Source organism: Bacillus sp. FSL M8-0266 (assembly GCF_038613425.1).
GTDB lineage: Bacteria > Bacillota > Bacilli > Bacillales > Bacillaceae > Bacillus > Bacillus pumilus.
In genome coordinates, this window is sequence record NZ_CP152015.1 from 3,113,420 (window position 1) to 3,134,638 (window position 21,219).

General features: G+C 40.0%; 16 protein-coding genes and 1 other RNA gene. 1 reads left to right on the forward strand and 16 read right to left on the reverse strand.

The genetic code is table 11. The features are described from left to right. Nucleotides 1–111: 111 nt before the first annotated feature. The 8 genes from aspA to MKY83_RS16190 all read right to left on the reverse strand — a co-directional run bounded on the left by aspA (nt 112) and on the right by MKY83_RS16190 (nt 8,682). Nucleotides 112–1,557 carry an aspartate ammonia-lyase gene (gene aspA, locus MKY83_RS16155; protein ID WP_058013682.1) on the reverse strand — a complete coding sequence of 482 codons (1,446 nt, stop codon included), beginning with the start codon at nt 1,555–1,557 and terminating at the stop codon, nt 112–114. Between the two features lie 16 nt (nt 1,558–1,573). Then, on the reverse strand, nt 1,574–2,851 hold the full coding sequence (locus MKY83_RS16160; protein ID WP_003213370.1) for a cation:dicarboxylase symporter family transporter: 1,278 nt from the start codon (nt 2,849–2,851) through the stop codon (nt 1,574–1,576). A 176-nt stretch (nt 2,852–3,027) separates the two neighbouring features. Next, nucleotides 3,028–3,162 (reverse strand): hypothetical protein, encoded by a 135-nt coding sequence (locus tag MKY83_RS16165; protein ID WP_342487485.1) that lies wholly within the window; start codon nt 3,160–3,162, stop codon nt 3,028–3,030. After that, nucleotides 3,159–5,594, reverse strand: coding sequence for a heavy metal translocating P-type ATPase (locus MKY83_RS16170; protein ID WP_342487486.1), 2,436 nt, complete (start codon nt 5,592–5,594; stop codon nt 3,159–3,161). Before MKY83_RS16170 ends, MKY83_RS16165 begins: the two co-directional genes overlap by 4 nt. A gap of 80 nt (nt 5,595–5,674) precedes the next feature. Further along, nucleotides 5,675–5,881 carry a copper chaperone CopZ gene (gene copZ / locus MKY83_RS16175; RefSeq protein ID WP_012011271.1) on the reverse strand — a complete coding sequence of 69 codons (207 nt, stop codon included), beginning with the start codon at nt 5,879–5,881 and terminating at the stop codon, nt 5,675–5,677. 74 nt (nt 5,882–5,955) lie between these two features. Further along, a complete protein-coding gene (locus MKY83_RS16180; protein ID WP_065098016.1) occupies nt 5,956–6,261 on the reverse strand; it encodes a metal-sensing transcriptional repressor in 306 nt (101 codons plus the stop codon). A gap of 99 nt (nt 6,262–6,360) precedes the next feature. Beyond that, nucleotides 6,361–6,816: a DUF6376 family protein gene (locus tag MKY83_RS16185; protein WP_185107848.1), complete on the reverse strand. Its 456-nt coding sequence runs from the start codon at nt 6,814–6,816 to the stop codon at nt 6,361–6,363. 276 nt (nt 6,817–7,092) lie between these two features. Beyond that, complete coding sequence (locus MKY83_RS16190) at nt 7,093–8,682, reverse strand: histidine kinase N-terminal 7TM domain-containing protein (RefSeq protein WP_342487487.1); 1,590 nt, start codon at nt 8,680–8,682, stop codon at nt 7,093–7,095. Between the two features lie 310 nt (nt 8,683–8,992). Here MKY83_RS16190 and MKY83_RS16195 point away from each other — a divergent pair, with 310 nt between their 5' ends. Further along, nucleotides 8,993–9,727: a hypothetical protein gene (locus MKY83_RS16195; protein WP_223252853.1), complete on the forward strand. Its 735-nt coding sequence runs from the start codon at nt 8,993–8,995 to the stop codon at nt 9,725–9,727. 330 nt (nt 9,728–10,057) lie between these two features. On the opposite strand, the gene MKY83_RS16200 is transcribed toward MKY83_RS16195, so the two are convergent. The 8 genes from MKY83_RS16200 to secG all read right to left on the reverse strand — a co-directional run bounded on the left by MKY83_RS16200 (nt 10,058) and on the right by secG (nt 21,162). Further along, the gene (locus tag MKY83_RS16200; protein ID WP_065098012.1) at nt 10,058–13,048 is read right to left on the reverse strand and encodes a type I restriction endonuclease; all 2,991 of its coding nucleotides are present in this window, start codon (nt 13,046–13,048) and stop codon (nt 10,058–10,060) included. Between the two features lie 15 nt (nt 13,049–13,063). After that, nucleotides 13,064–14,254 (reverse strand): restriction endonuclease subunit S, encoded by a 1,191-nt coding sequence (locus tag MKY83_RS16205; RefSeq protein WP_065098011.1) that lies wholly within the window; start codon nt 14,252–14,254, stop codon nt 13,064–13,066. Beyond that, the gene (locus MKY83_RS16210; protein WP_065098010.1) at nt 14,251–16,263 is read right to left on the reverse strand and encodes a class I SAM-dependent DNA methyltransferase; all 2,013 of its coding nucleotides are present in this window, start codon (nt 16,261–16,263) and stop codon (nt 14,251–14,253) included. Before MKY83_RS16210 ends, MKY83_RS16205 begins: the two co-directional genes overlap by 4 nt. A 284-nt stretch (nt 16,264–16,547) precedes the next feature. Further along, nucleotides 16,548–16,909, reverse strand: a transfer-messenger RNA (tmRNA) gene (gene ssrA / locus MKY83_RS16215). 176 nt (nt 16,910–17,085) lie between these two features. Beyond that, complete coding sequence (gene smpB / locus MKY83_RS16220) at nt 17,086–17,556, reverse strand: SsrA-binding protein SmpB (RefSeq protein WP_065098009.1); 471 nt, start codon at nt 17,554–17,556, stop codon at nt 17,086–17,088. 139 nt (nt 17,557–17,695) lie between these two features. Next, the gene (gene rnr / locus MKY83_RS16225) at nt 17,696–20,038 is read right to left on the reverse strand and encodes a ribonuclease R (protein ID WP_342490537.1); all 2,343 of its coding nucleotides are present in this window, start codon (nt 20,036–20,038) and stop codon (nt 17,696–17,698) included. A gap of 19 nt (nt 20,039–20,057) precedes the next feature. After that, nucleotides 20,058–20,804, reverse strand: coding sequence for a carboxylesterase (locus MKY83_RS16230; protein ID WP_044138960.1), 747 nt, complete (start codon nt 20,802–20,804; stop codon nt 20,058–20,060). Between the two features lie 124 nt (nt 20,805–20,928). After that, complete coding sequence (secG, locus tag MKY83_RS16235) at nt 20,929–21,162, reverse strand: preprotein translocase subunit SecG (RefSeq protein ID WP_003212746.1); 234 nt, start codon at nt 21,160–21,162, stop codon at nt 20,929–20,931. Nucleotides 21,163–21,219 lie beyond the last annotated feature (57 nt).

A 21,219-nucleotide genomic window follows, 5' to 3' on the forward strand; every position in this document is an offset into this window, starting at 1 on the left:
GTCACATCCCTAATAATTGACGATAGTATACTATGTGGGCTTGAGAAAAACAAACATCCATGAAAAAGCGCACACCGGAACTTTGTCGGTGTGCGCTTCTCATGATGTCGCTTAATCTTCTAAACGATCCTTTTCTAAAAGTGATGCGCCAGCAATACCTGGTTTAGTCATTTCAAAAGGATTCAAGATGACATCAAGCTCTTCCTCTGATAAAACATCATTTTGCAGACAAAGCTCACGTACAGATACGCCTGTAAGAATCGCTTCTCTGGCAATTCGTGCAGCAGCTTCATAACCAATATGCGGATTGACCGCCGTCATGACACCAGCACTTTTTTCTACATATTCTTTTAATCTAGATTCATCTGCTTTTAGGTCACGCAAGCAGTTGTCTACGAAGGACTCAAATACATTTTTCATGATGCTGAGAGATTGAAGCAAGTTGAACACAAGGACTGGTTCCATCACGTTCAGCTCAAGCTGACCAGCCTCTGATGCAAGACAGATCGTGTGGTCATTTCCGATGACTTGGAATGCCACTTGGTTCATGACCTCAGGCATCACTGGGTTGACTTTCCCTGGCATGATGGATGAACCTGGCTGTCTTGGCGGCAAGTGAAGCTCACCAAAGCCTGCTCTTGGACCTGATGCCATCAAGCGAATATCGTTCGCCATTTTGGACATATTCATCATACATACTTTCAGTGCAGCTGATACTTCTGTATAAGCATCCGTATTTTGCGTGGCATCGACTAAGTCTTCAGCTCCAACTAACGGTAATCCGCTAATGTCAGATAGATAGCCAACCACTTGGCGAATATATTTAGGATCAGCATTTAATCCAGTTCCGACTGCTGTTGCTCCCATATTGACTTCATATAAATGCTGTCTAGACTGCTTGATACGTTTAATATCACGAGCAAGAACCTTTGCATAAGCACTAAACTCTTGACCAAGTCTGATTGGAACAGCGTCCTGAAGATGCGTACGTCCCATTTTGATGACATGATCGAATTCTTGCGCTTTTTCTGTCATGACTTGATGCATGTTTTCCATCGTATAAAGTAGTTTTTCAATCATATTCAATGTTGAAATATGAATCGCTGTTGGGAAAACGTCGTTTGTTGATTGCGACATGTTCACATGCGTGTTTGGACTTAGCTCAGTATAAGCACCTTTTTCCTTTCCTAGTAGTTCAAGCGCTCTGTTTGCAATGACTTCATTGGCATTCATATTCATTGAAGTGCCAGCCCCGCCTTGAATTGGATCGACAATAAATTGATTGTTCCATTTTCCTTCAATAACTTCGTCTGCGGCTTGAACAATTTTGTCTCCAAGACCAGAATATAGTCGCTGTGTATCCATATTTGCAAGTGCGGCTGCCTTTTTGACAATCCCTAATGCTTTGATGAGTTCCTCATGAACATGGTAGCCAGTAATTGGAAAGTTCTCTACTGCACGTAATGTTTGAATTCCATAATACGCTTGAGTGTCTACTTCCTTTTCACCTAGAAAGTCTCGTTCGATTCGAACTTGCTTGTCCTGTAGCTTCGTCATTTGAAAAGATCTCCTTTTACGCTGCTTTTGTTTGTTGTTTTAATTCCTCAATATACTTCTTCGATTTCTCTTGATCAAAAACTTTTTCCCACTTAGACATGACAATGGCTGCAAGTGAGTTACCAAATACGTTAACAGTTGTACGAACCATGTCAAGAATACGGTCGATCCCAACGATGAAGGCAAGTCCTTCAAGCGGCAGTCCCATTGCACCAAGTGTTGTGATGACAACAACGATTGATGCACCTGGTACACCAGCCATTCCTTTAGATGTCAGCATCAAGATTAATAGTAACGTAATTTGCTCATAGATGGAAAGTGGCATGCCGTACATTTGTGCAACAAATATGGCAGCAATGGATTGATAGATGGCACTTCCATCTAAGTTAAAGGTGTAGCCTGTTGGGATAACGAACGACGTGATCGCTTTCGGGCAGCCGAACTTCTCCATTTTATCCATTAGTCTAGGCAGTACAGCTTCTGAACTTGCTGTTGAGAATGCAAGAATGATTTCTTCTTTTAGCACTCTAAATAGTGTAAAGACGCTTGTTCCAGCTAATTTTGCGATAATGCCAAGTACGACAATCACGAAGAATGCCATTGTGCCGTAAACGACAAGTACCAGTTTACCTAGCGGGAGAAGCGCTCCGACCCCGAATTTGATCACCGTCACACTGATGAGCGCGAATACACCAAATGGTGCAAACTTCATCACTTTATTGGTCACCCAGAACATGGCTTCGAGTATACCCTCAAAGAACCCTAACACTGGTTTCCCTTTGTCTCCTACTGCGGCTATTCCTAATCCGAATAAGACTGTAAAGAAGATCGTTGGTAATAGATCACCTTCTGCAATGGATTGGAAAACGTTTGTTGGCACTAGATGCACAATCGTTTCAGAGAAACTTGCTTTTTCGGAAGAAGCTTTCGATGTCTCTTCATATTTAGAGATATCGCCTTTTTCCATGTTGCTCATGTCAATTCCTGTACCAGGATGGAAGACGTTTGCTGCAAGCAGTCCTACTGCTAATGCAATCGTTGTGACAATTTCGAAGTAAAGAATCGTTTTCCCGCCGAGTCTTCCGATGGTTTTCATATCCCCTACACCAGCTACTGCTACAATCAACGCAGCAATAACAATTGGCAGAACGATCATTTTAATTAAATGGATGAATATATCGCCAATCGGCGTTAACACATTAATAACGGTTTCATTTTGATAAAACAGCGCTCCCACGATAACACCCAGAACAAGCGCAATGAGTATTTGAGAAGCTAACCCTAACTTTTTCATACGTGAACCCCCTTTTTTTGATAACGCTTTCTTTGTTGCTTAATCGCATCTTAACGATGAACCTACAAAAAACGACAAAAAGGAACAAAAAGAAGTGAATTTTTTATGAAAAATCTTTTAAAAGGTGGGTTTTTCCACAAAATTGTTAAAAAAATACTTCGCTTTTGGGCGAAGTCCTAATGATTTTGCATTTGTTCACTTGGTGTATCTTTTTGTAAATAAGCTCCAGCGTATATCGCATATCCAATAAGGACCAGAGTAACGTAGAACAATGCACTAATCGTCCAAATCCATTTGACATTCAGCTTCATTGTGCCACTCCCTCTCTAACCGGTTTCAGTCGCTGCAATCTGAGCGCATTCAATACAACCGACACGGAGCTAAAGGCCATTGCTGCTCCTGCAAGCCATGGCGCAAGAAGTCCTAAAGCAGCTATCGGTATCCCAATACAATTATAAGCAAGCGCCCAAAATAGATTTTGCTTGATGTTTCTCATCGTTTTTCGACTAAATTCAAGCGCATCAGCAATGGCATGGAGGTCTCCTGTCATGAGTGTGATATCTGCTGCTTCCATGGCGACATCTGTCCCTGTTCCAACTGCCATCCCAATATTTGCTGTCGCAAGGGCCGGTGCATCATTGATGCCATCTCCGACCATGGCGACTTTCTTTCCTTGTTCCTGAAGCGCCGCAATGTGAGCAGCCTTTTCCTCAGGCAGAACTTCAGCAATGACATGATCAATACCCGCCTGTTTCGCAATCGCCTCTGCTGTCATCTTGTTATCACCTGTCATCATCACGACGTGAATCCCTTGCTTTTTCAGACGCTTGATCGCTTGAGGTGAAGATGATTTGATCGTATCTGCGACCGCGACAATGCCGGCGACTTCTCCATCAACGGCAACAAGCATAGCCGTTTTCCCTTGCTGCTCCAGCATTGTGACGGATGCTTCGACTTGATCATATGGGATATGATGTTTCTGTAATAGCTTACGCGTTCCAATCAAAAGCCTGTGTCCTGCCGCCTTTGCTTCAATTCCATGACCTGGGTCAGCTTGGAAGGCTTCAATCTCGACCGCTTCTAGACCTTGTTCCTTCATTCCATCTGTGATCGCTCTGGCAAGCGGGTGTTCCGACTGTTGTTCAGCTGATCCTGCTAACTGTAGGAGCGTATTTTCTGTCCAATTGGCAGACACTATTACATCTGTCAGACTCGGCTCCCCTTTTGTCACAGTCCCTGTTTTATCTAAAACCACCGTATCCAGTGATTGGGTCACTTCTAAATGCTCTCCGCCTTTAAACAGAATGCCGGATTCAGCCGCACGACCGCTACCCGCCATAATAGAGGTTGGTGTAGCAAGACCAAGTGCACAAGGACACGCAATGACGATGACCGCTATAAAGGTTTCAAGTGCTGAAGTCACATTCCCTGGATCAACAAAGAAAAACCATATAAGGAAGGTGAGCACAGCAATTCCTACAACGATGGGTACGAATATCCCTGATATTTGATCGGCCATCCTTTGAATCGGTGCTTTTGAGCCCTGTGCCTGTTCTACGACTTTAATAATCTGTGAAAGGGCGGTCTCTTTTCCAACCTTTGTCGCTTTCACTTTCACAAACCCATTTTTATTGATCGTTGCCCCGATGACCGCATCACCAGCCGTTTTATCAACAGGCAGACTTTCGCCCGTAATCATGGACTCATCAATTGCGGTTGTTCCCTCCACGATCTCTCCATCTACCGGCACTTTCTCTCCCGGTTTGACAAACACAAGATCATTCACTTTCACTTCGGAAATAGGGACGGTCATCTCTTTCCCATCTCGCTCGATGACCGCTTCTTTCGCTTGTAGGCCCATCAGCTTTTGAATCGCTTCTGATGATCTCCCTTTTGCTCTTGCTTCCATTAATTTTCCGAGCACGATCAACGTAATGAGTACAGCACTTGTTTCATAATAGAGGGCTGCCTCATGTGTGCCTTGAACCGCTGACTGAATGCTTTCATATAAACTATAGAAAAACGCAGCTGACGTCCCAAGTGCGACAAGAACATCCATGTTGGCACTTTTATTACGTAACGCTTTATACGCACCTACATAAAAGGGCCAGCCGACAATGAACTGAACGGGCGCTGCTAACGCTAGCTGAACCCAAGGATTCATGAACGCTTCAGGCAGCCAAATAAAAGACGTGAAAGAAAAATGACTGACCATTGCCCAAAGAAGCGGCAGTGACAGAATCATTGAAAATAAAAAGCGTGCCGTTTGCTTCTCTATTGCTACTTGGCGATGATCTTTCTTTCCTTCCTCTGCTTCATCTACAGCTGGTTCAATTAAAGAATACCCAATGGACTGAACCGCTTCCTTTATATCACTTGTAGACGTTTGGCCTGGGTGATACGTGACCTGAAGGGTCTCCAGCGCAAAGTTCACAGATCCGTGATCAACACCATCCATCCGGTTTATTTTTTTCTCGATTCGGTTGGCACACGCTGCACACGTCATTCCCTCTATATCAAATTCCGCTTGCTCCATCACCACATCGTAGCCGAAGGATTGAATTTTTTGCTTGAGATCATCTGGTGTGAGTTGTTCTGCTTCATACACAATATGAGATGTTTCAAGCGCCAAATTCACATTGGCATCCTCCACACCTTCCAGCCTGTTCAATCCTTTTTCGATGCGTCCTGCACAGGCAGCACAGGTCATCCCCGTAATTTGAAAATCAATTTCCTTTTTCATTCATCTCACCTCTTCATATACTCCATAGGGGTATCTTTTTTTGGAAAAAATACGTGCTGTTATGCAGCACGTATGTTCATTTATACGACATCATATCCCTGTTCTTCAATTACATCAGAGATACGGTGTAACGTGACTTGATCTGGGTGAAATGAAACTTCCACCTCTCCTTTGTCTAAATGGACTTTCACAGATTCAACACCTGCTAGTTCTCCTACATTTCCTTCGACTGCTTTCACGCAATGTCCGCAAGACATGCCCTGCACTTGAAGTGTTGCTTGTTCCACTTCTCATCGCCTCCATCAATCATTTTCTACACCTTACTATACCCTAGTAGGGTATCAATGTAAACATATAAATGCTACGATTTTGTCAGTTTCGTAAAGACCGTCATTAACTCTTCAATGGCTTCATCCCCATTGCCGCTCTTGATTGCATCTGCTACACAATGATGGGTATGCTTTTCCATCAATTGAAGACTGACCTTTTTCAAAGCCGCATTGACAGCGGAGATTTGATTGACAACATCTATACAGTAACGATCGTTTTCAATCATTTGCTGAATCCCACGCACTTGTCCTTCCACTCGTTTCAACCGATTGATCAATTGATCTTTATCCTTGTCGGCTCTTGGCGAAGCCATATGTCTTTCTTCATGTTCTGTCATGTGATCACCTTTTTTCTAATATGACTTATCTTTACTTAAATTAAAGCATATCTCCACCGGAAAAGGCAAAGATATGCTGATTACACTCTAGTGTTTGCTTTAGTTTGTTAATTGTTCAATGTCCTGCAATAGATTGACGGACTGCTGAAGCTGCTTGATCAATCCTTGCTGATCCTCAAGCATGGCGGCAACGTCGATGTTGTCTGCTTTCAATTGCTGTAAATACGTTTGTATTTCCTCTGACAGCACCTTATTTTTTTCAATGATCTGCGCATGCAGGTCTTCTGCTATTTTGGGTGCTGTGATTTCATTAAATTCTTGAATGTCTGCTTTCAATGATTCTAACTGCTGGGTTAATTCTGCTTTTTTGGCGGCGTTTTTCACAGCTTCTTCTGCGAGCTGTGGAAAGTCCTCCGTAAATTGCTGAATGTCCGCCACATACTCATTTGCCTCTGTGACATATGTCGTTGTATCACTTACTTGGTCAAGCAAACCAGAGCATCCACTTAATACAAGCGTGCCGGAAAAGAGCAAAGAGATCACATATTTTTTCAAGATTGATCATCCTTTCATCTGAGGTATTGAAAGCATCATTTGTCCCGCTCCCCCCATCACACAGATGCAATAAGACCTAAAAAAGCCAGACCTTTGCCTCATGTGTGATAGGCAAAGGTCTGGCTAACATGTTCATGCCGGAATAGCCGAGAAACAACGGATGTTTCTGTAATGACGACCAAACCGTAAAAGCTACTCCCCTTTAGGAAACCGTTCAAATGTTATGTTTATCATATCGAATGTCAGGACAACCGTCAATGAGAAGCTAGCAGCAGGTTAATGCTCTTCATAAAGCATATAGTCCGCTCCAGTGGACGCATAAATCCGGTTGCGTCCTTGGCGTTTTGACATATACAAAGCTTGGTCTGCTTCAAATAGAAGAGTTTCTAATACATTGGGATCATAAGCTGTGTGAGCAATTCCAAAGCTCGCTGTCACCCGCACTTTTTCCTCATCATTCTCAAAGAAACTCATCTCAAAGGAATGTCTAATTCGCTCCGCAATATGGCATGCCTCTTCAAAAGAATGATGCGGCAGACAAATAGCAAACTCTTCTCCGCCATATCGTCCGAATAAATCGTCCATTTGTAAATGCTGCTGACAAATGGTGACAACATGACGCAGCGCCTCGTCTCCAATATGATGTCCGTGCGTGTCATTGATTTGTTTAAAAAAATCAATATCAAACAGCATAACAGCCGTATCTTGCGCATCCTCTTCTAGGATCATCTGCGTTCGTTCAATAAATGAAGACCGATTAAAGATATTCGTCAATCCATCAATATACGCACGGCGCTCCAGCTCTTCCTGAAGCAAACGCTGCTCTGTTACATCACTGATCACAATTTGCCTACCCTCGATCTCTCCTCTCCTATTAAATAGGGACGATGCGGTCAAGTGATAATAGCTGGAATGATCTTTTTCCCTTTTCAACATTAAATCAAATTGCGAATGATCCTGCGGAGAACGTAGCCACTGAATGAAGTCAGTATCTTTGATGATTCCTGAGAAAATATCGTCTATTTTATAGCCAATCCCCTTTTTATTAGAAAGTGCTGGAATGATCGATGCAGCAGCGGGGTTGTAATCTATGAGTGTCCGGTATCGATCTAAAATGAGAACCCCCTCAGACATATGCTCAAACACACGCTCCATCGCAATGGGAGAGAGCTTAAAGAGCTGGAACGACATAATCGCCCATAAGTAGAGTGCATTGGTTAAAAACATCACCACAGGGACCGGGTCAATATGAAGAGGTGTCACACCTAATAAATAGATAAAAGATGTCGTGATTGGCAGTAACATGCCCACTAGCAAAATTAGAATCTGCTTTAAATATTCTTTTTTTGTGACACGCAAAAACCAAACCAGCATAAAAATAGCCAGCATCGAACAGCCAAATGTATAGACACCATGAATGATATACCAATAGCCAATCGTAAAGTCAGCCAATAAAAATCCGTCTACCGGATTCATCGTGATGCTTCGATAAAAGAGTGAATGAAAAGAATTGGTGAACACCATAATGGTGGTGAGAGTTGGAATCAGTAAGATGAGAAGCACGCGGCGCTTTGTGAAATATTGATGGAATCCCGTAAATTGCAGCACAATCATTAGACTGAATGGCGCGATGAACGGAAGACCCATGTATTGAAAACAAACCCAGAACATAATCTCCCTAGGTGTACTTGCCAATAATTCAAACGTGTGCCCAAAGATATAAATCGCAGTTGCTCCAGACATGTACATAAACAATTGACAGCCAATATACCGGTGGCGGTTCGCATGAGCAATGATTGATAATATCACGGACAGAATGCCAGAAACACTCATGATCACAATAAAATGTAAAACAATCGAATCCATGTAAACGCCCCAATTTCAGTTATTTAGAACTAGTCTAATCTTACTATATATGAGGAAGTCACAAATGGGAAGATGTGATTTTGATTTGGTTGGAGGTTTTTTAAAATCTTTATGACATTTGTTTATTCTTTTTTTCACAACACACTCAACAAGAGTCTTAAGGCACCTTTTTAACTAATTAAAAATTCGCCGAAAATTATCTTCCAGCTCAATTTAAAACCTACTTTTTTACCCTTTTTTATAATAATGACCACACCATATTTTATTTGCAGTACAATGATGAAAACATTAAATGGAAGGGGAAAACTTAATGAAGAAAAACAATCGTAGAAAGTTTTCTAAACTATTGATAGGCTTGTTAACAATTATCATATCCACAACGGGTTTTTCCAATGTAGGCTCTGCGGAAGAAAAAAAATCAGATGTTAACAACTCTGAACAAAATCAACCACTTCATTCTGAACAAAAAGATGTTAAAAAAACAAAGGTAAGTATGAAAGACATAAAGAAGATAGAGTCATATCTATATTTATCTAAAAAAGGAACACTTATTTTAAAGTCAAATTATACTGATTTGAATCTAGATCATTCAATAATTACAGAAGTAAAGGCGTGGCTTAAGTATAGTAACCAATTAGTACTTGAAAAGAAAGCTGTTATTCAACCTGATTTTAGTATTAAAATGCTAGATGAATCTAACACTAATTCACTTGATCATAAGGTATCAACATTATCTAAAGGATGCGGAAAGAACGGTCACAATGTTTATTGGTGGGGATATAACTTATACTTTGATTGCAATGAGACCAGATCTTTATATCAGTCTTTCAAAGCTGGAGGGGGCGCTACTAGTGGAATCGCAGCCATTTCTAGATTCATACCCATTCCTCCTACTCAACTAGCTAGTGCTATTGCTGGAGTAATAGGTGGAGGGCTTGTAGGCTTTGGTCAAATGATTCAAGATGAACATGAAGGACATGGCGTAAGAATAAGATTTACCGGATTAGGTTATGCAGCAGTTCCATCTGGTGTATTCCCACAATAAATATAGGGAGGTAAAAAAATGACCTTCATCATAATCATGGCAGGTTTATTTATGCTCATTCTTTTAGATAAACCGTTTCAAAAAAGAAAGTCTGGTTTACTATTCTTAGTATGTTATTTATTACTCATTTCATTGTATATCATTAATACAACGTTTATGAAATTTATATCAAATAAACTTTTACTCATTATAGCTATTTTCGTAGTTAGCCCTTTGTTTATTCGATTCCTTAAACCTTCTCAAAAAACTGAACAGTGATTCCTACAAAAAAAGATGACGGACCGTCATCTTTTTTCTTATAGGACTTAGACTGATATTTCGATAGAATCATCATCGATTCACTTCTCCATATACCTCATTCAACATGTCTTCCATAATGTACGACTTAAATTCATCGTTCTCTAAAATCTTCATAAAGAACTCCTGATTGCTACTCATTCGGTCGATAACAAAATTCATAAATGTTTTTTCGAAAGCAAATTTGAAGTTTTCTTTTGTATTGTTTTTCGCTTTCTGACGGAGATCATCATCATTCAACATGTCCTCTTTCACTTGTTCACGAGAAAGAAAATCTGTTTCTGTAAATTGTGTACCAAAGCGCTCATTTAACTTTTCTAACACGCTTGATAATCGCACCTTCTCATCTTCAGCTACACCACCAGCACCATGCTTCTGTGGATCAAGTTCAATGCCACCCGTTTTTTCCAACTCGATGCTCCCTTCGAATACCTTTTGATTGCGATAGTATTCAAGTGCGATATCATCAGCTAAATAAACGTCCTTATCACCAGTTGTACGAGGTAGCTTACGCAACAAGTATGTTAAATAAATATATTGCTTGTGTAAGCTTAGATCAATAAACGTTACAACTTGTAGCACGAAACTATACGTACGAATAAATTTTGTTGCGGCTTGTTTAAAATCAAACTGTTCTTCTTCTGAAAGCCTTTTATATCGCTCTACACCTTTGTCAAGAATTGCATTTAACTCTGTTTGCGCCTTAGTTGACTTTTTCACACCGTCTGTTACTTCAAGTTCATTAACCCTTTGCACCTCATCTTCTTTAAATACTTGATGAGGCTCGATGTCAGCCTGCATATCATAAAGGATATTTGGGTCCGTAATTTCAGATAGGCTTGTTGATTCGTAATATGGTTGGAATGAAGCTTTCATAACCTCTGGTTCATTTACAAAATCCAGTACGAATGTGTCCTCTTTACCTGGGCAAGTACGATTTAAACGAGATAGGGTTTGCACCGCTTTAATACCACTTAATGGCTTATCTACATACATCGTATGCAACAGTGGTTCATCAAATCCCGTTTGATATTTCTCAGCTACAAGTAACACTTTAAATTCATCTGAATTGAATTTATCAGGTAGCTCTTTTTCAGAGAAACTGTTCATGTCCGGCTCCGTATAATCTATTCCACCGTCTTTTACAGTACCTGAGAATGCCACAACTGTTTTTAAATCGTTATATCCCTTTTCATGAATATACTTATCAAAAGCAATTTTATAACGTACTGCATGTAAACGGCTTGCTGTCACGACCATCGCCTTGGCACGCCCACCAATTTTCCGCTGTACAAAATTCCGATAATGTTCAATGATAATTTCTGTTTTTTGTTCAATGCTGTGTGGATGCAATGAAACGTATTGAGCAAGTTTTTTGGTGGCTTGCTTCTTCGATACTTCAGGGTCATCATCGACAGTCTTGGCAATTTTCCAGAACGTTTTATACGTTGTGTAATTTTCAAGTACATCTAAAATAAACCCTTCTTCAATTGCTTGGCGCATTGTGTATTGATGAAAGGCCTCTGGCTTACCATCAATGCCAACTGTACCAAACTTCTCTAACGTCTTGGGCTTTGGAGTCGCTGTAAATGCAAAAAACGATACGTTATCCTGTTTCCCACTTTTCAAAATGGCTTCTACAATTTTCTCATCTACATCAGCTAAGTTTTCTTCGGCAATGCGGTCTTCCTCATATGCTGCTTCTAATGTCTTATCTGATAGAACATTTGTTAAGGCAGTAGATGCTTTACCACCTTGAGATGAGTGCGCTTCGTCGATAATAACTGCATATTTTTTTCGCTCTAAACCCGCTACTTTCTCCAAAATAAATGGGAACTTTTGGAGCGTTGTAATAATAATGCGTGTTTCACTATTAATAGCACGTGCTAATTGCTCTGAGTTTTTATCGACTGGTTCGACCATTCCTGCTTTATGCTCTAACTGATACACTGCGTCTTGCAATTGCTTATCTAACACTCGGCGATCGGTAATCACGATGACACTACTAAAGATCGATTCATTTTCCTCGTTATGTAGCTTAGCTAAACGGTGTGCAAGCCATGAGATCGAGTTCGTCTTACCAGATCCCGCAGAGTGCTGAATTAAATAATTATGACCGACAAGTTTTTGTGCAACATCTGCTTCTAACTTACGTACAACATCAAGCTGATGGAAGCGAGGGAAAATAAGCATTTGACGCTCACCTATTGTTTCACCGTTTGAATCTTTAATGTCGTCTTTCTTAATAAAGATGAAGCGATATATAATATCGAGTAAGCTATCAGGTACTAAAATTTCTTCCCATAAATAATGCGTTCGATAGTTGTCACCGTAAGTTAACGGATTGCCTTTCCCGCCATTATTACCTTTGTTAAATGGGAGGAAGTACGTTTTGCCTTTATCAAGCTTTGTTGTCATAAACACTTCATCTGGGTCAACGGCAAAGTAGACAGCAACACGCTCATTAAATTTAAATAGCTGCTCACGTGGATCACGATCATTCTTTAATTGTATCATCGCATCTTCAACTGTTTGGTTTGTTAATGGATTTTTCAGCTCCATCACTACAAGTGGTAAACCGTTTAAAAACACCACCATATCTAAGCTGTTTTTATGCTTATCACTGTAAAACACTTGGCGAGCAACGTTAAAGCGGTTTTTCCCATACTGCTCATTTAATGTTTTATTCATATCCGTAGGTGGCTTATTATACGCAAGCTGTAATGTCACACCACGGTCTTTAATCCCTTTACGTAAACATTCAACCAAACCTTGTTTATGTAGCTGATCTTTAATGCGCTTTAACACTTGTTCTTTATAAGTAGGACCATACGATTTTTCTAACGTACGCATCCGCTTTTCCTGCGTATCTTCTAAAAATGCAAATAGCTCTTCAACATCAATCGCATGCTGCTTGAAAGAACTACTTGCCTCACCTTCTAACACACGCTTTTTATAGCCATTCGCGATTAATGCTAATTCGATATTTGTCTCAAAACCTGTTTCTGTAGTATCGATCGCCATTACAATTCACCTCACTTAATCAAGTTCCATATCACATACGTCGATTTTGCCTGTTACTGCTTCGTAGATTAGGGATTGACGGTATTCAGTTAGTTTTTTAATTTGAAAGTTCACCAACCCTATCAATTTATCAAGTTTATTTACCTCTTCTTCAAGTCTATTTAAAATATCCTCTTGCTCTTTTACGGATGGCCAGGGTATTTTTATCTCACCAATTGTGTCTGTATTTAGATTTAATTGAGTCCCCATTTTCCCTAAACCTTTATATGACTGACCACACGCAAATATATAGTATAAAAATTTCTTATTATACTTATAATTTGGGAAATAGACAAATCCATCGTGAATACAACATTTTATATTGGATATACATGGTTTTCCTACAGTACCTGCAATACTAACAAATAAATCACCTGGATATTGTTTGATGCTTAATGAAGCACCTAATTCAGACATTATTTGTGATGTTTCATTTAAATACATTCCTGCTCTTGAAACATCAGCTATTCGTACCCATGCATATTCTCCATCATCATCAAAATACTTTGGATCATCAATAGGTCTAGGCGACGCTCCTCTTTTTACTTGTGTAATGTGCTTAATTTTTTTTATCTCCCAATGCTCTGGAACCTCACCAATCCACTCAACACCCGAATCTTTCATTTTCACATTCGGATTTAAACCTTTCGTAACAGCTTCTGTGATGATTGATTGGCGTTGTTGTTCCAATAATATTAACAGACGTTCTTTATGCTTCAATAAAGTCTCAATTTCAACACATTTACGATCTAAAAATTTTGCTATGATTTTTTGGACTTCTTCAGATGGGATATTTACTTCATAATTTTCTAGCTCTGACCCTACAATGCTAGGCAAAGCTGTTTGAGTTACAATTTTTCCCCAGGGGAATACCTCTAACAGATAATAAAAATATCTCGGAGAATTACCTGAATAAACCTCAGTGTAATACATAGTATCTACAGCCCAAAAATCACCTTCAACATATAAAGGTTTACCTATCGTTCCTTTTCGACCAAATAATACTGAAGGCCCAGTAAATAGTTTTTTATCAGTATATTTAAAAACTCCACCCGATCCATATACGTTAATAACATTTTTACCATAATTCACTTCATTTGTTATTTCTCGACCATTCTTAACTTTTAAATGATATTTCAATTTGCTTTTCTTTAAAACTACAGTCATACCATCACCTTCTTTAACTGGTCAGTAATCTCCGCTTCTAATGCACGAATCTCTTCCATAATTTCTGCTGAGCTACGTAATTCAGTGTATTTGTAAAAATGGCGAGTAAAAGGAATTTCGTAGCCGATTTTTGTTTTTGTTTCATCAATCCATGCATCTGGTACATGTGGTAATACTTCACGTGCAAAATAATCATGAATGTTTTCTTTTAACGGTACATTTTCAGTATCACGCAAATCAGGATCTGGTTCGATGTCTGTTTTATTTTTCATACATACGTCAGCTGTTTCATCTTTTTCAGATAGACCAGCTAAAATTGCTTTTAATACAGGTGCTCCGATAGTAATGCCCGCTTGTTTTAATGCATCTTTTAGTACTTTCGTAAACTCGTCACGATTTTTATATACTGTATCGCTTTCTAACGTGCGTAACACATATAAAATTTGTGTTTGCAGCTTTTTCCCTTCTTCGATTTCAAAATGACCTGCATCACCTTTTTTCTTCGATATTGCTAAGTTCGCAAAGCCTTTTTGCTCTACTACACGTGCCAAACGCTCCTCATTTACTTGGAAGTTTAAACGTAATGGACGTTCTACTGTAATTTTCGCATAACCAAAGTCTTCATTCTCAAAAATCTTCACGTACTTATTTGGTTGTGCATCACCGTATAAACGAACAATCTCATTAATTTGCTCTTCCGTAATTTCGTTACGCTTGCTACCCATCGACTTTTTCATTTTTTTCGAGAAGTCTACTGCATTGACTAACCGCACTTTCCCTTTATGAAGAGGCGCTTTATTGTTTGTTAAAATCCAAATGTATGTTGCAATGCCTGTATTGTAGAATAGGTCGTTCGGCAATGCCACAATACCTTCTACTAAGTCGTTTTCAAGCACATACTTTCGAATTTCACTTTCACCAGAACCTGCATCACCTGTAAATAACGGCGAACCATTCATAATAATGGCTAGACGAGAGCCTTGTGGATTTTCCACTGTGACTGGCTTCATTTTTGATATTAAGTGCAGGAGGAATAATAACTGCCCATCACTTGTACGAGGTGTACCAGGTCCGAAACGACCATCAAAACCTTGTTTCTGATGTTCGTTTTTAATCGCCTTCTCATATGATTTCCAGTCCACTCCGTACGGTGGATTTGAAATTAAATAATCGAATGTATCATGTGGGAATCGATCCTTTGATAATGTGTTCCCTAAACGGATATTACGTGCATCTTCACCTTTAATAAGTAAGTCTGCCTTACAAATCGCATAGGATTCAGGATTAACCTCTTGTCCAAAAAATTCCAAATGTGCTGTTGGATTTTGATTTAGTAAATATTCTTGGGCAACTGAACCCATACCACCTGTACCAGCCGCACAGTCATAAAGTGTTTGTGTTAAACCTGGTTTTGTTAAAATGTTAGCATCATCATGTGAAAATAATAAATGTGTCATTAAACGAATGACTTCACGTGGCGTGTAATGATCCCCGGCCTCAGCATACTCATTAAAACGACGAATTAGTTCCTCAAATACATAACCCATCTCAATGTTTGAAACTGTTTCTGGATGTAAATCAATTTCACTAAAACGTTTAATCGTTAAGTACAATAAGTCATTTTGATCAAGTTTATCGATTTGGCGATCGAAGTCGAAGTGCTCCATGATATCACGAACAATTTTTGAGAAACCATTTTTATAGTCACGTAAGTTTTCAGCAATATTATCAGCGTCTGTTAATAGCTTTTTAAAATTGTATTCACTTATGTTATGGAAATTCTGCTTAGAAACACGATTTAAAATTTGTTCACGTGCTTCATCTGTCATATTTGGATACTGCTTTGCTTTCACTAACACTTCTTCTTTTGTACTTTCTAATACGCAATCAAAACGGCGTAATACAGCTAATGGCAAAATAATTTCACCATAGTCTTCTGGCTTATATGGCCCACGTAAAATCTCTGCAATTGACCAAATGAAGCCTACTTTATCTTGGAAGTTGATCATGTTATGTACCTCATTTTAAATTTATTTTTCCGAAAATAATTCTTGTAAAAATAATGCAATAGTACATTCAATTATAAATGCTCCAACAACAAAACGTAACTGCAAAAAATAGAAACTTTAACCAAAGACATTGGAATTGGTAACTCTTCAGGTCAACCTGATATAAAGAACACTTATTATTAGCTCACTACATTGTAAGTTTTATAAATCACCGACAATAGAAAAAAGCCAAAACCCTTAATATGAAAGGACTTTGACCTCATTGATTTCCTTCGAAATCATATGTATGGAGACGGTGGGAGTCGAACCCACGTCCAGAGACATCGATTACTTAAGCGTCTACGAGCGTAGTCAACATATTTGGTGTTCACTCATCCTCATGCCTGCTGACGGGCGCTTGGAGAGCTAGTCTGATGGATCTCTTCTTACGTCCTCAGACGAAAACGTAAGCGTAGCCTACTTCATTGGGCTCCTCACAGACACATAGGCGATGTCAGGAAGAGCTCGCTGCACTTATTAGGCAGCTAGTGCTAAGTTTTGGTTAAAACTTTTAGTTTTGCCAGTTACATTTAGTGCGTGTTAACGAGATCGCCTCTCGGCTCGCAGCTCAAGCTCGAACCGCCCCTGTCGAATCCGTAACGTCCCCTTGTAAAAGGGATATACGGGATGGAAACGTTCAGCTTAACTGCTTCCGTATATAACTATTATAACAATCTCATCGCTTGAAACAACTGGTGGTTTCTGTAAGAAAAGCAATGATTGTTTACTGCATAACATATTGTAGCATAATGCTTCCGCTCTCAGCAAGACATCTGCATGAATCTAGAATTGCTTTTGTCGATCACGGAAGGCACGGTCGATTTCACGTTTTGCATCTTTTTTCTTCAGATCTTCACGTTTATCGTATTTCTTTTTCCCTTTACCAATTCCGATCAACACTTTGGCAAAGCCATTTTTTAAATAGAGTTTCAGAGGCACGAGTGAGTAGCCTTCTTCCTTTGTCGCACCAATCAATTTACTGATTTGCTTGCGATGAAACAGCAGCTTTCTCGTTCTCAGCGGATCATGATTATAACGGTTCCCCTGCTCGTATGGGCTCACGTGCATGTTATGAAGAAACACTTCTCCTCGTTCGATTTTGGCAAAAGAATCTTTTAAATTCACTTTTCCTGCACGAATCGATTTGATTTCAGTTCCTTGTAACACAAGGCCAGCTTCAAATGTTTCTTCTATAAAATAGTCATGATTTGCTTTTTTGTTTTGGGAAACAACCTTTCCCTCTCCCTTTGGCATTGGCGTACACCCTCCTTTTGACACAAACACGGTCCAAATCGTACGGATTATTTTATCAAACAATCCAGCTTTAGACAACGCTGACGCTATGTGGTCAAAAAGCAAATAGAGCGTATTGCCCTATTTGCTTTTTGTCACGTTACTTTTTCTTTTTACGCTTTTGTTTTGGTGCGTTATCAAATACGCGTTTTTTCTTTTTCTTCTTCTTACGGCCTGTGAACCAGTCACTTCCGCCTTTATCCTCTTTGGCTTTATCCCCAGAGGCATTTTGGTCTCCGCGCCCTTTTTTCGCTGGTGAATCTGTTCGTTTTTTAAACTTAAAATCTTTTGCCGATTTACGGCGAGTGCCTTTCATACCGACGATTTCAAAATCAATCGAGTGCTCATCTTTATTGACATTCACCACTTTGACTGTGATTTCATCACCGATACGGTAGACATTTCCTGTGCGTTCACCGATCATGGCAAAGTGCTGCTCATCAAAGCGATAGTAGTCGTCTGTCATGTAGCTGACATGGACAAGACCTTCAATTGTATTCGGCAGTTCAACAAATAGTCCGAAGTTCGTCACGGAACTAATCATTCCATCAAACTCTTCACCGATTTTATCAAGCATAAATTCTGCCTTCTTGAGATCATCTGTTTCACGCTCTGCATCAACTGAGCGGCGCTCCATTGTAGACGCATGATCTGCAATTTCAGGAAGCAGCTGGCCCCACTTTTCTAGAGTTGCTTCGTCTGTCTTTTTCTGAATCAAATAGGTTCTGATCAGTCTATGCACAATTAAATCCGGATAACGGCGGATCGGTGATGTGAAATGTGTATAGAATTCCGTTGATAAACCAAAATGACCGATGCTTTCTGGATCATATTTCGCCTGTTTCATCGAACGAAGCATCACAGTTTGTATCACAACTTCTTCTGGTTGATCCCTCACAGCATCAAGTACACTTTGAAGTGCACGCGGGTGGATGTTTGTCGACGTTCCTTTTACAATGTAACCAAACGTTGTCACGAACTCTAAAAAGCGCTGAAGCTTCTCAGGATTTGGTTCTTCGTGAATTCGATAGATGAAAGGTACATTCAACCAGTGGAAATGCTCTGCAACCGTTTCGTTTGCAACAAGCATGAATTCTTCAATTAATTTCTCTGCGACAGAACGCTCACGAACGACAACTTCTTTCGCCACTCCTTCATCATCTACAAGCACTTTTGCTTCCTTGAAGTCAAAGTCTACTGCCCCGCGCTCCATTCGTTTTTCGCGAAGAATCTCTGCAAGCTTCTCCATTTCTTGGAACATTGGCACAAGCGGCTCATATTTGTCTATAAGCTCTTCGTCTTGATCGACTAAAATCTTATTCACATCAGTATAGGTCATTCTTTCCGTCGTTTTGATCACACTTTGGAAAATCTCGTGTTTGACGACCTTCCCATTTCGATCAATGACCATTTCACAAGACAGCATGAGACGATCGACCTTCGGATTCAATGAGCAAATACCGTTTGACAGGCGGTGAGGGATCATCGGAATGACGCGGTCTACGAGATACACACTCGTTCCACGCTCATAAGCTTCCTGATCAATGGGGGAATTCTCTGTGACATAATGAGAGACATCTGCAATATGCACCCCTAGCTTATATTTGCCATCATCCAGCTTTTGCACCGTAACGGCATCATCTAAGTCCTTCGCATCTGCTCCGTCAATGGTTACAATCGTTTCGTTGCGTAAGTCACGTCTGCCTTCTAGGTCTTTTTCATCAATCGTTTCAGGTGTGTCTACTGCCTGCTGAAGCGCTTCTTCAGGGAACTCCCCTGGCAGGCCGTGTTTATGAATGATTGATAGTATATCAATGCCAGGGTCATTTTTATGACCAAGAATTTCAGTCACTTCGCCCTCTGCACTCATTCTTCCTTCTGGGTAGCTAGTCAGCGTCACGACCACTTTATGCCCTTCGACCGCTCCATTTTTAGCGGATTTCGGGATGAAGATATCGGTTGTGATTTTTTTATCATCAGGAATGACAAAGCCATAGCTTTTCGTTTCTGTGTAGGTACCGACAACCGTCTGAGTATTACGCTCCAGAATTCGGATGACCGTCCCTTCTTTTTTTGTGCCGTTTGATTTGTGACTGACACGAACCATGACCGTATCACCATTCATCGCTGTGCCTAGCTCATTAGGTGGAATGAAAATATCATCCTGTCCAAACTCTTCTGGTGTCACAAATGCAAAACCTTTTGCATGAGCAGACAGCTTTCCTTTTACCAAGTTCATTTTTTCTGGTACACCGTAGCGATCGCTGCGCGTGCGAACGATGAGCCCTTGATCTTCCAGGATCACAAGTGCTTTGACGAGCTCTTTATAATCATCAGGATTGGTAATCTCCATCATCACTTCCAGCTCTTGAACGGTTAACGGTTTATACGCTTCATCTTTCATAAAAGCGAGTAATTCATTCATAAATTCTTCTTTTTGCACACTCTAACCCCCTATATATTTAAACTGACCAATCAAGTGATTCTAAGAATGCATATACATCCTGATGAACCTTCTCGCGCTCTTTATCAAGCGTGATCGCATGGCCTGATTCTTCATACCATTTCAAATGCTTTTGATCTGTCTCTACTTCGTTGTAAATGATATTCGCACTGTCTGTATTAATCATATGATCGTGACGTGCCTGAACAACAAAAGTAGGTGAATAAATCATGTCGACATTGTTTCTAACATCTGCAATGAGTTCTTGCAGGCTCCTCAGTGTATCCATTGGCGTTTTCTTGAACTCTTCCATTTCCTGTTCAATTTGCTCCTCTGACTTACCCTCAAATTTCTTATAGTTACGGGCATATTCTAGTACACCCTGATACATGACTTCTTCACTTTTTATGTACATAGGTGCACACATAGGTACAATTCCCTTTACAGGTACAGTGTAACCTAATTTCAATGAAAAAACTCCTCCGAGGGATAGGCCGCAAACCGCAATTTCCTCATAGCCTTCATCTTTTAAGAATTGATAGCCTTCTTCTACATCTTTCCACCAGTCATCAGGGCCTGAATGGACAAGCTCTTCTGGCGGCACACCGTGTCCTTTATATTGTGGTGCATGACACGTATACCCTCTTTCGTTCAAATAACGGCCAAGCATTCGAACATCGGCTGTATTCCCAGTAAAACCGTGAAGAAGAAGCACCGCCTTTTCTCCACCTTTAAACGTAAATGGTTTTGGTGTAACAACTTTCATGATGTGACTTCCTTTCCTTCCGATATGGTTTATATTTTCCACTTGTATGTATGAAACAAACACAAAAGAGTGCTGATAATAAAAAAAGGTCTGAAAAAAGATCAGACCTTCTGTTACTCGCGCTTTACACGCCTAAATATGCCAATGCAAGTGTTAAGATGAAGAAAAGCACTGACAAAATAACCGTTAAACGGTGAAGTATCAAGTCAAGACCTCTCGCTTTTTGCTTACCGAAAAGCTGCTCGGCTCCACCTGAAATAGCGCCTGACAGTCCAGCACTTTTACTAGATTGTAACAATACAACGATGATAAGTGCGATACTGACAATTACGAGTAATGTGATAACAAATGCGTGCATGAAAACACCTCCAGACAAACTGGTACACATAACTTTATTTTACATGAAAACAAGGTG

Excerpts from the sequence above, each read along its gene's own strand:
- MKY83_RS16205 (WP_065098011.1), bottom strand. The coding sequence starts at position 14,254 with ATGACTGTAGTTTTAAAGAAAAGCAAATTGAAATATCATTTAAAAGTT.
- MKY83_RS16190 (WP_342487487.1), bottom strand. The coding sequence starts at position 8,682 with ATGGATTCGATTGTTTTACATTTTATTGTGATCATGAGTGTTTCTGGC.
- MKY83_RS16210 (WP_065098010.1), bottom strand. The coding sequence starts at position 16,263 with ATGATCAACTTCCAAGATAAAGTAGGCTTCATTTGGTCAATTGCAGAG.
- secG (WP_003212746.1), bottom strand. The coding sequence starts at position 21,162 with ATGCACGCATTTGTTATCACATTACTCGTAATTGTCAGTATCGCACTT.
- MKY83_RS16200 (WP_065098012.1), bottom strand. The coding sequence starts at position 13,048 with ATGGCGATCGATACTACAGAAACAGGTTTTGAGACAAATATCGAATTA.
- smpB (WP_065098009.1), bottom strand. The coding sequence starts at position 17,556 with ATGCCAAAGGGAGAGGGAAAGGTTGTTTCCCAAAACAAAAAAGCAAAT.
- MKY83_RS16195 (WP_223252853.1), top strand. The coding sequence starts at position 8,993 with ATGAAGAAAAACAATCGTAGAAAGTTTTCTAAACTATTGATAGGCTTG.
- MKY83_RS16230 (WP_044138960.1), bottom strand. The coding sequence starts at position 20,804 with ATGAAAGTTGTTACACCAAAACCATTTACGTTTAAAGGTGGAGAAAAG.
- MKY83_RS16170 (WP_342487486.1), bottom strand. The coding sequence starts at position 5,594 with ATGAAAAAGGAAATTGATTTTCAAATTACGGGGATGACCTGTGCTGCC.
- MKY83_RS16180 (WP_065098016.1), bottom strand. The coding sequence starts at position 6,261 with ATGACAGAACATGAAGAAAGACATATGGCTTCGCCAAGAGCCGACAAG.
- aspA (WP_058013682.1), bottom strand. The coding sequence starts at position 1,557 with ATGACGAAGCTACAGGACAAGCAAGTTCGAATCGAACGAGACTTTCTA.
- MKY83_RS16165 (WP_342487485.1), bottom strand. The coding sequence starts at position 3,162 with ATGAAGCTGAATGTCAAATGGATTTGGACGATTAGTGCATTGTTCTAC.
- MKY83_RS16160 (WP_003213370.1), bottom strand. The coding sequence starts at position 2,851 with ATGAAAAAGTTAGGGTTAGCTTCTCAAATACTCATTGCGCTTGTTCTG.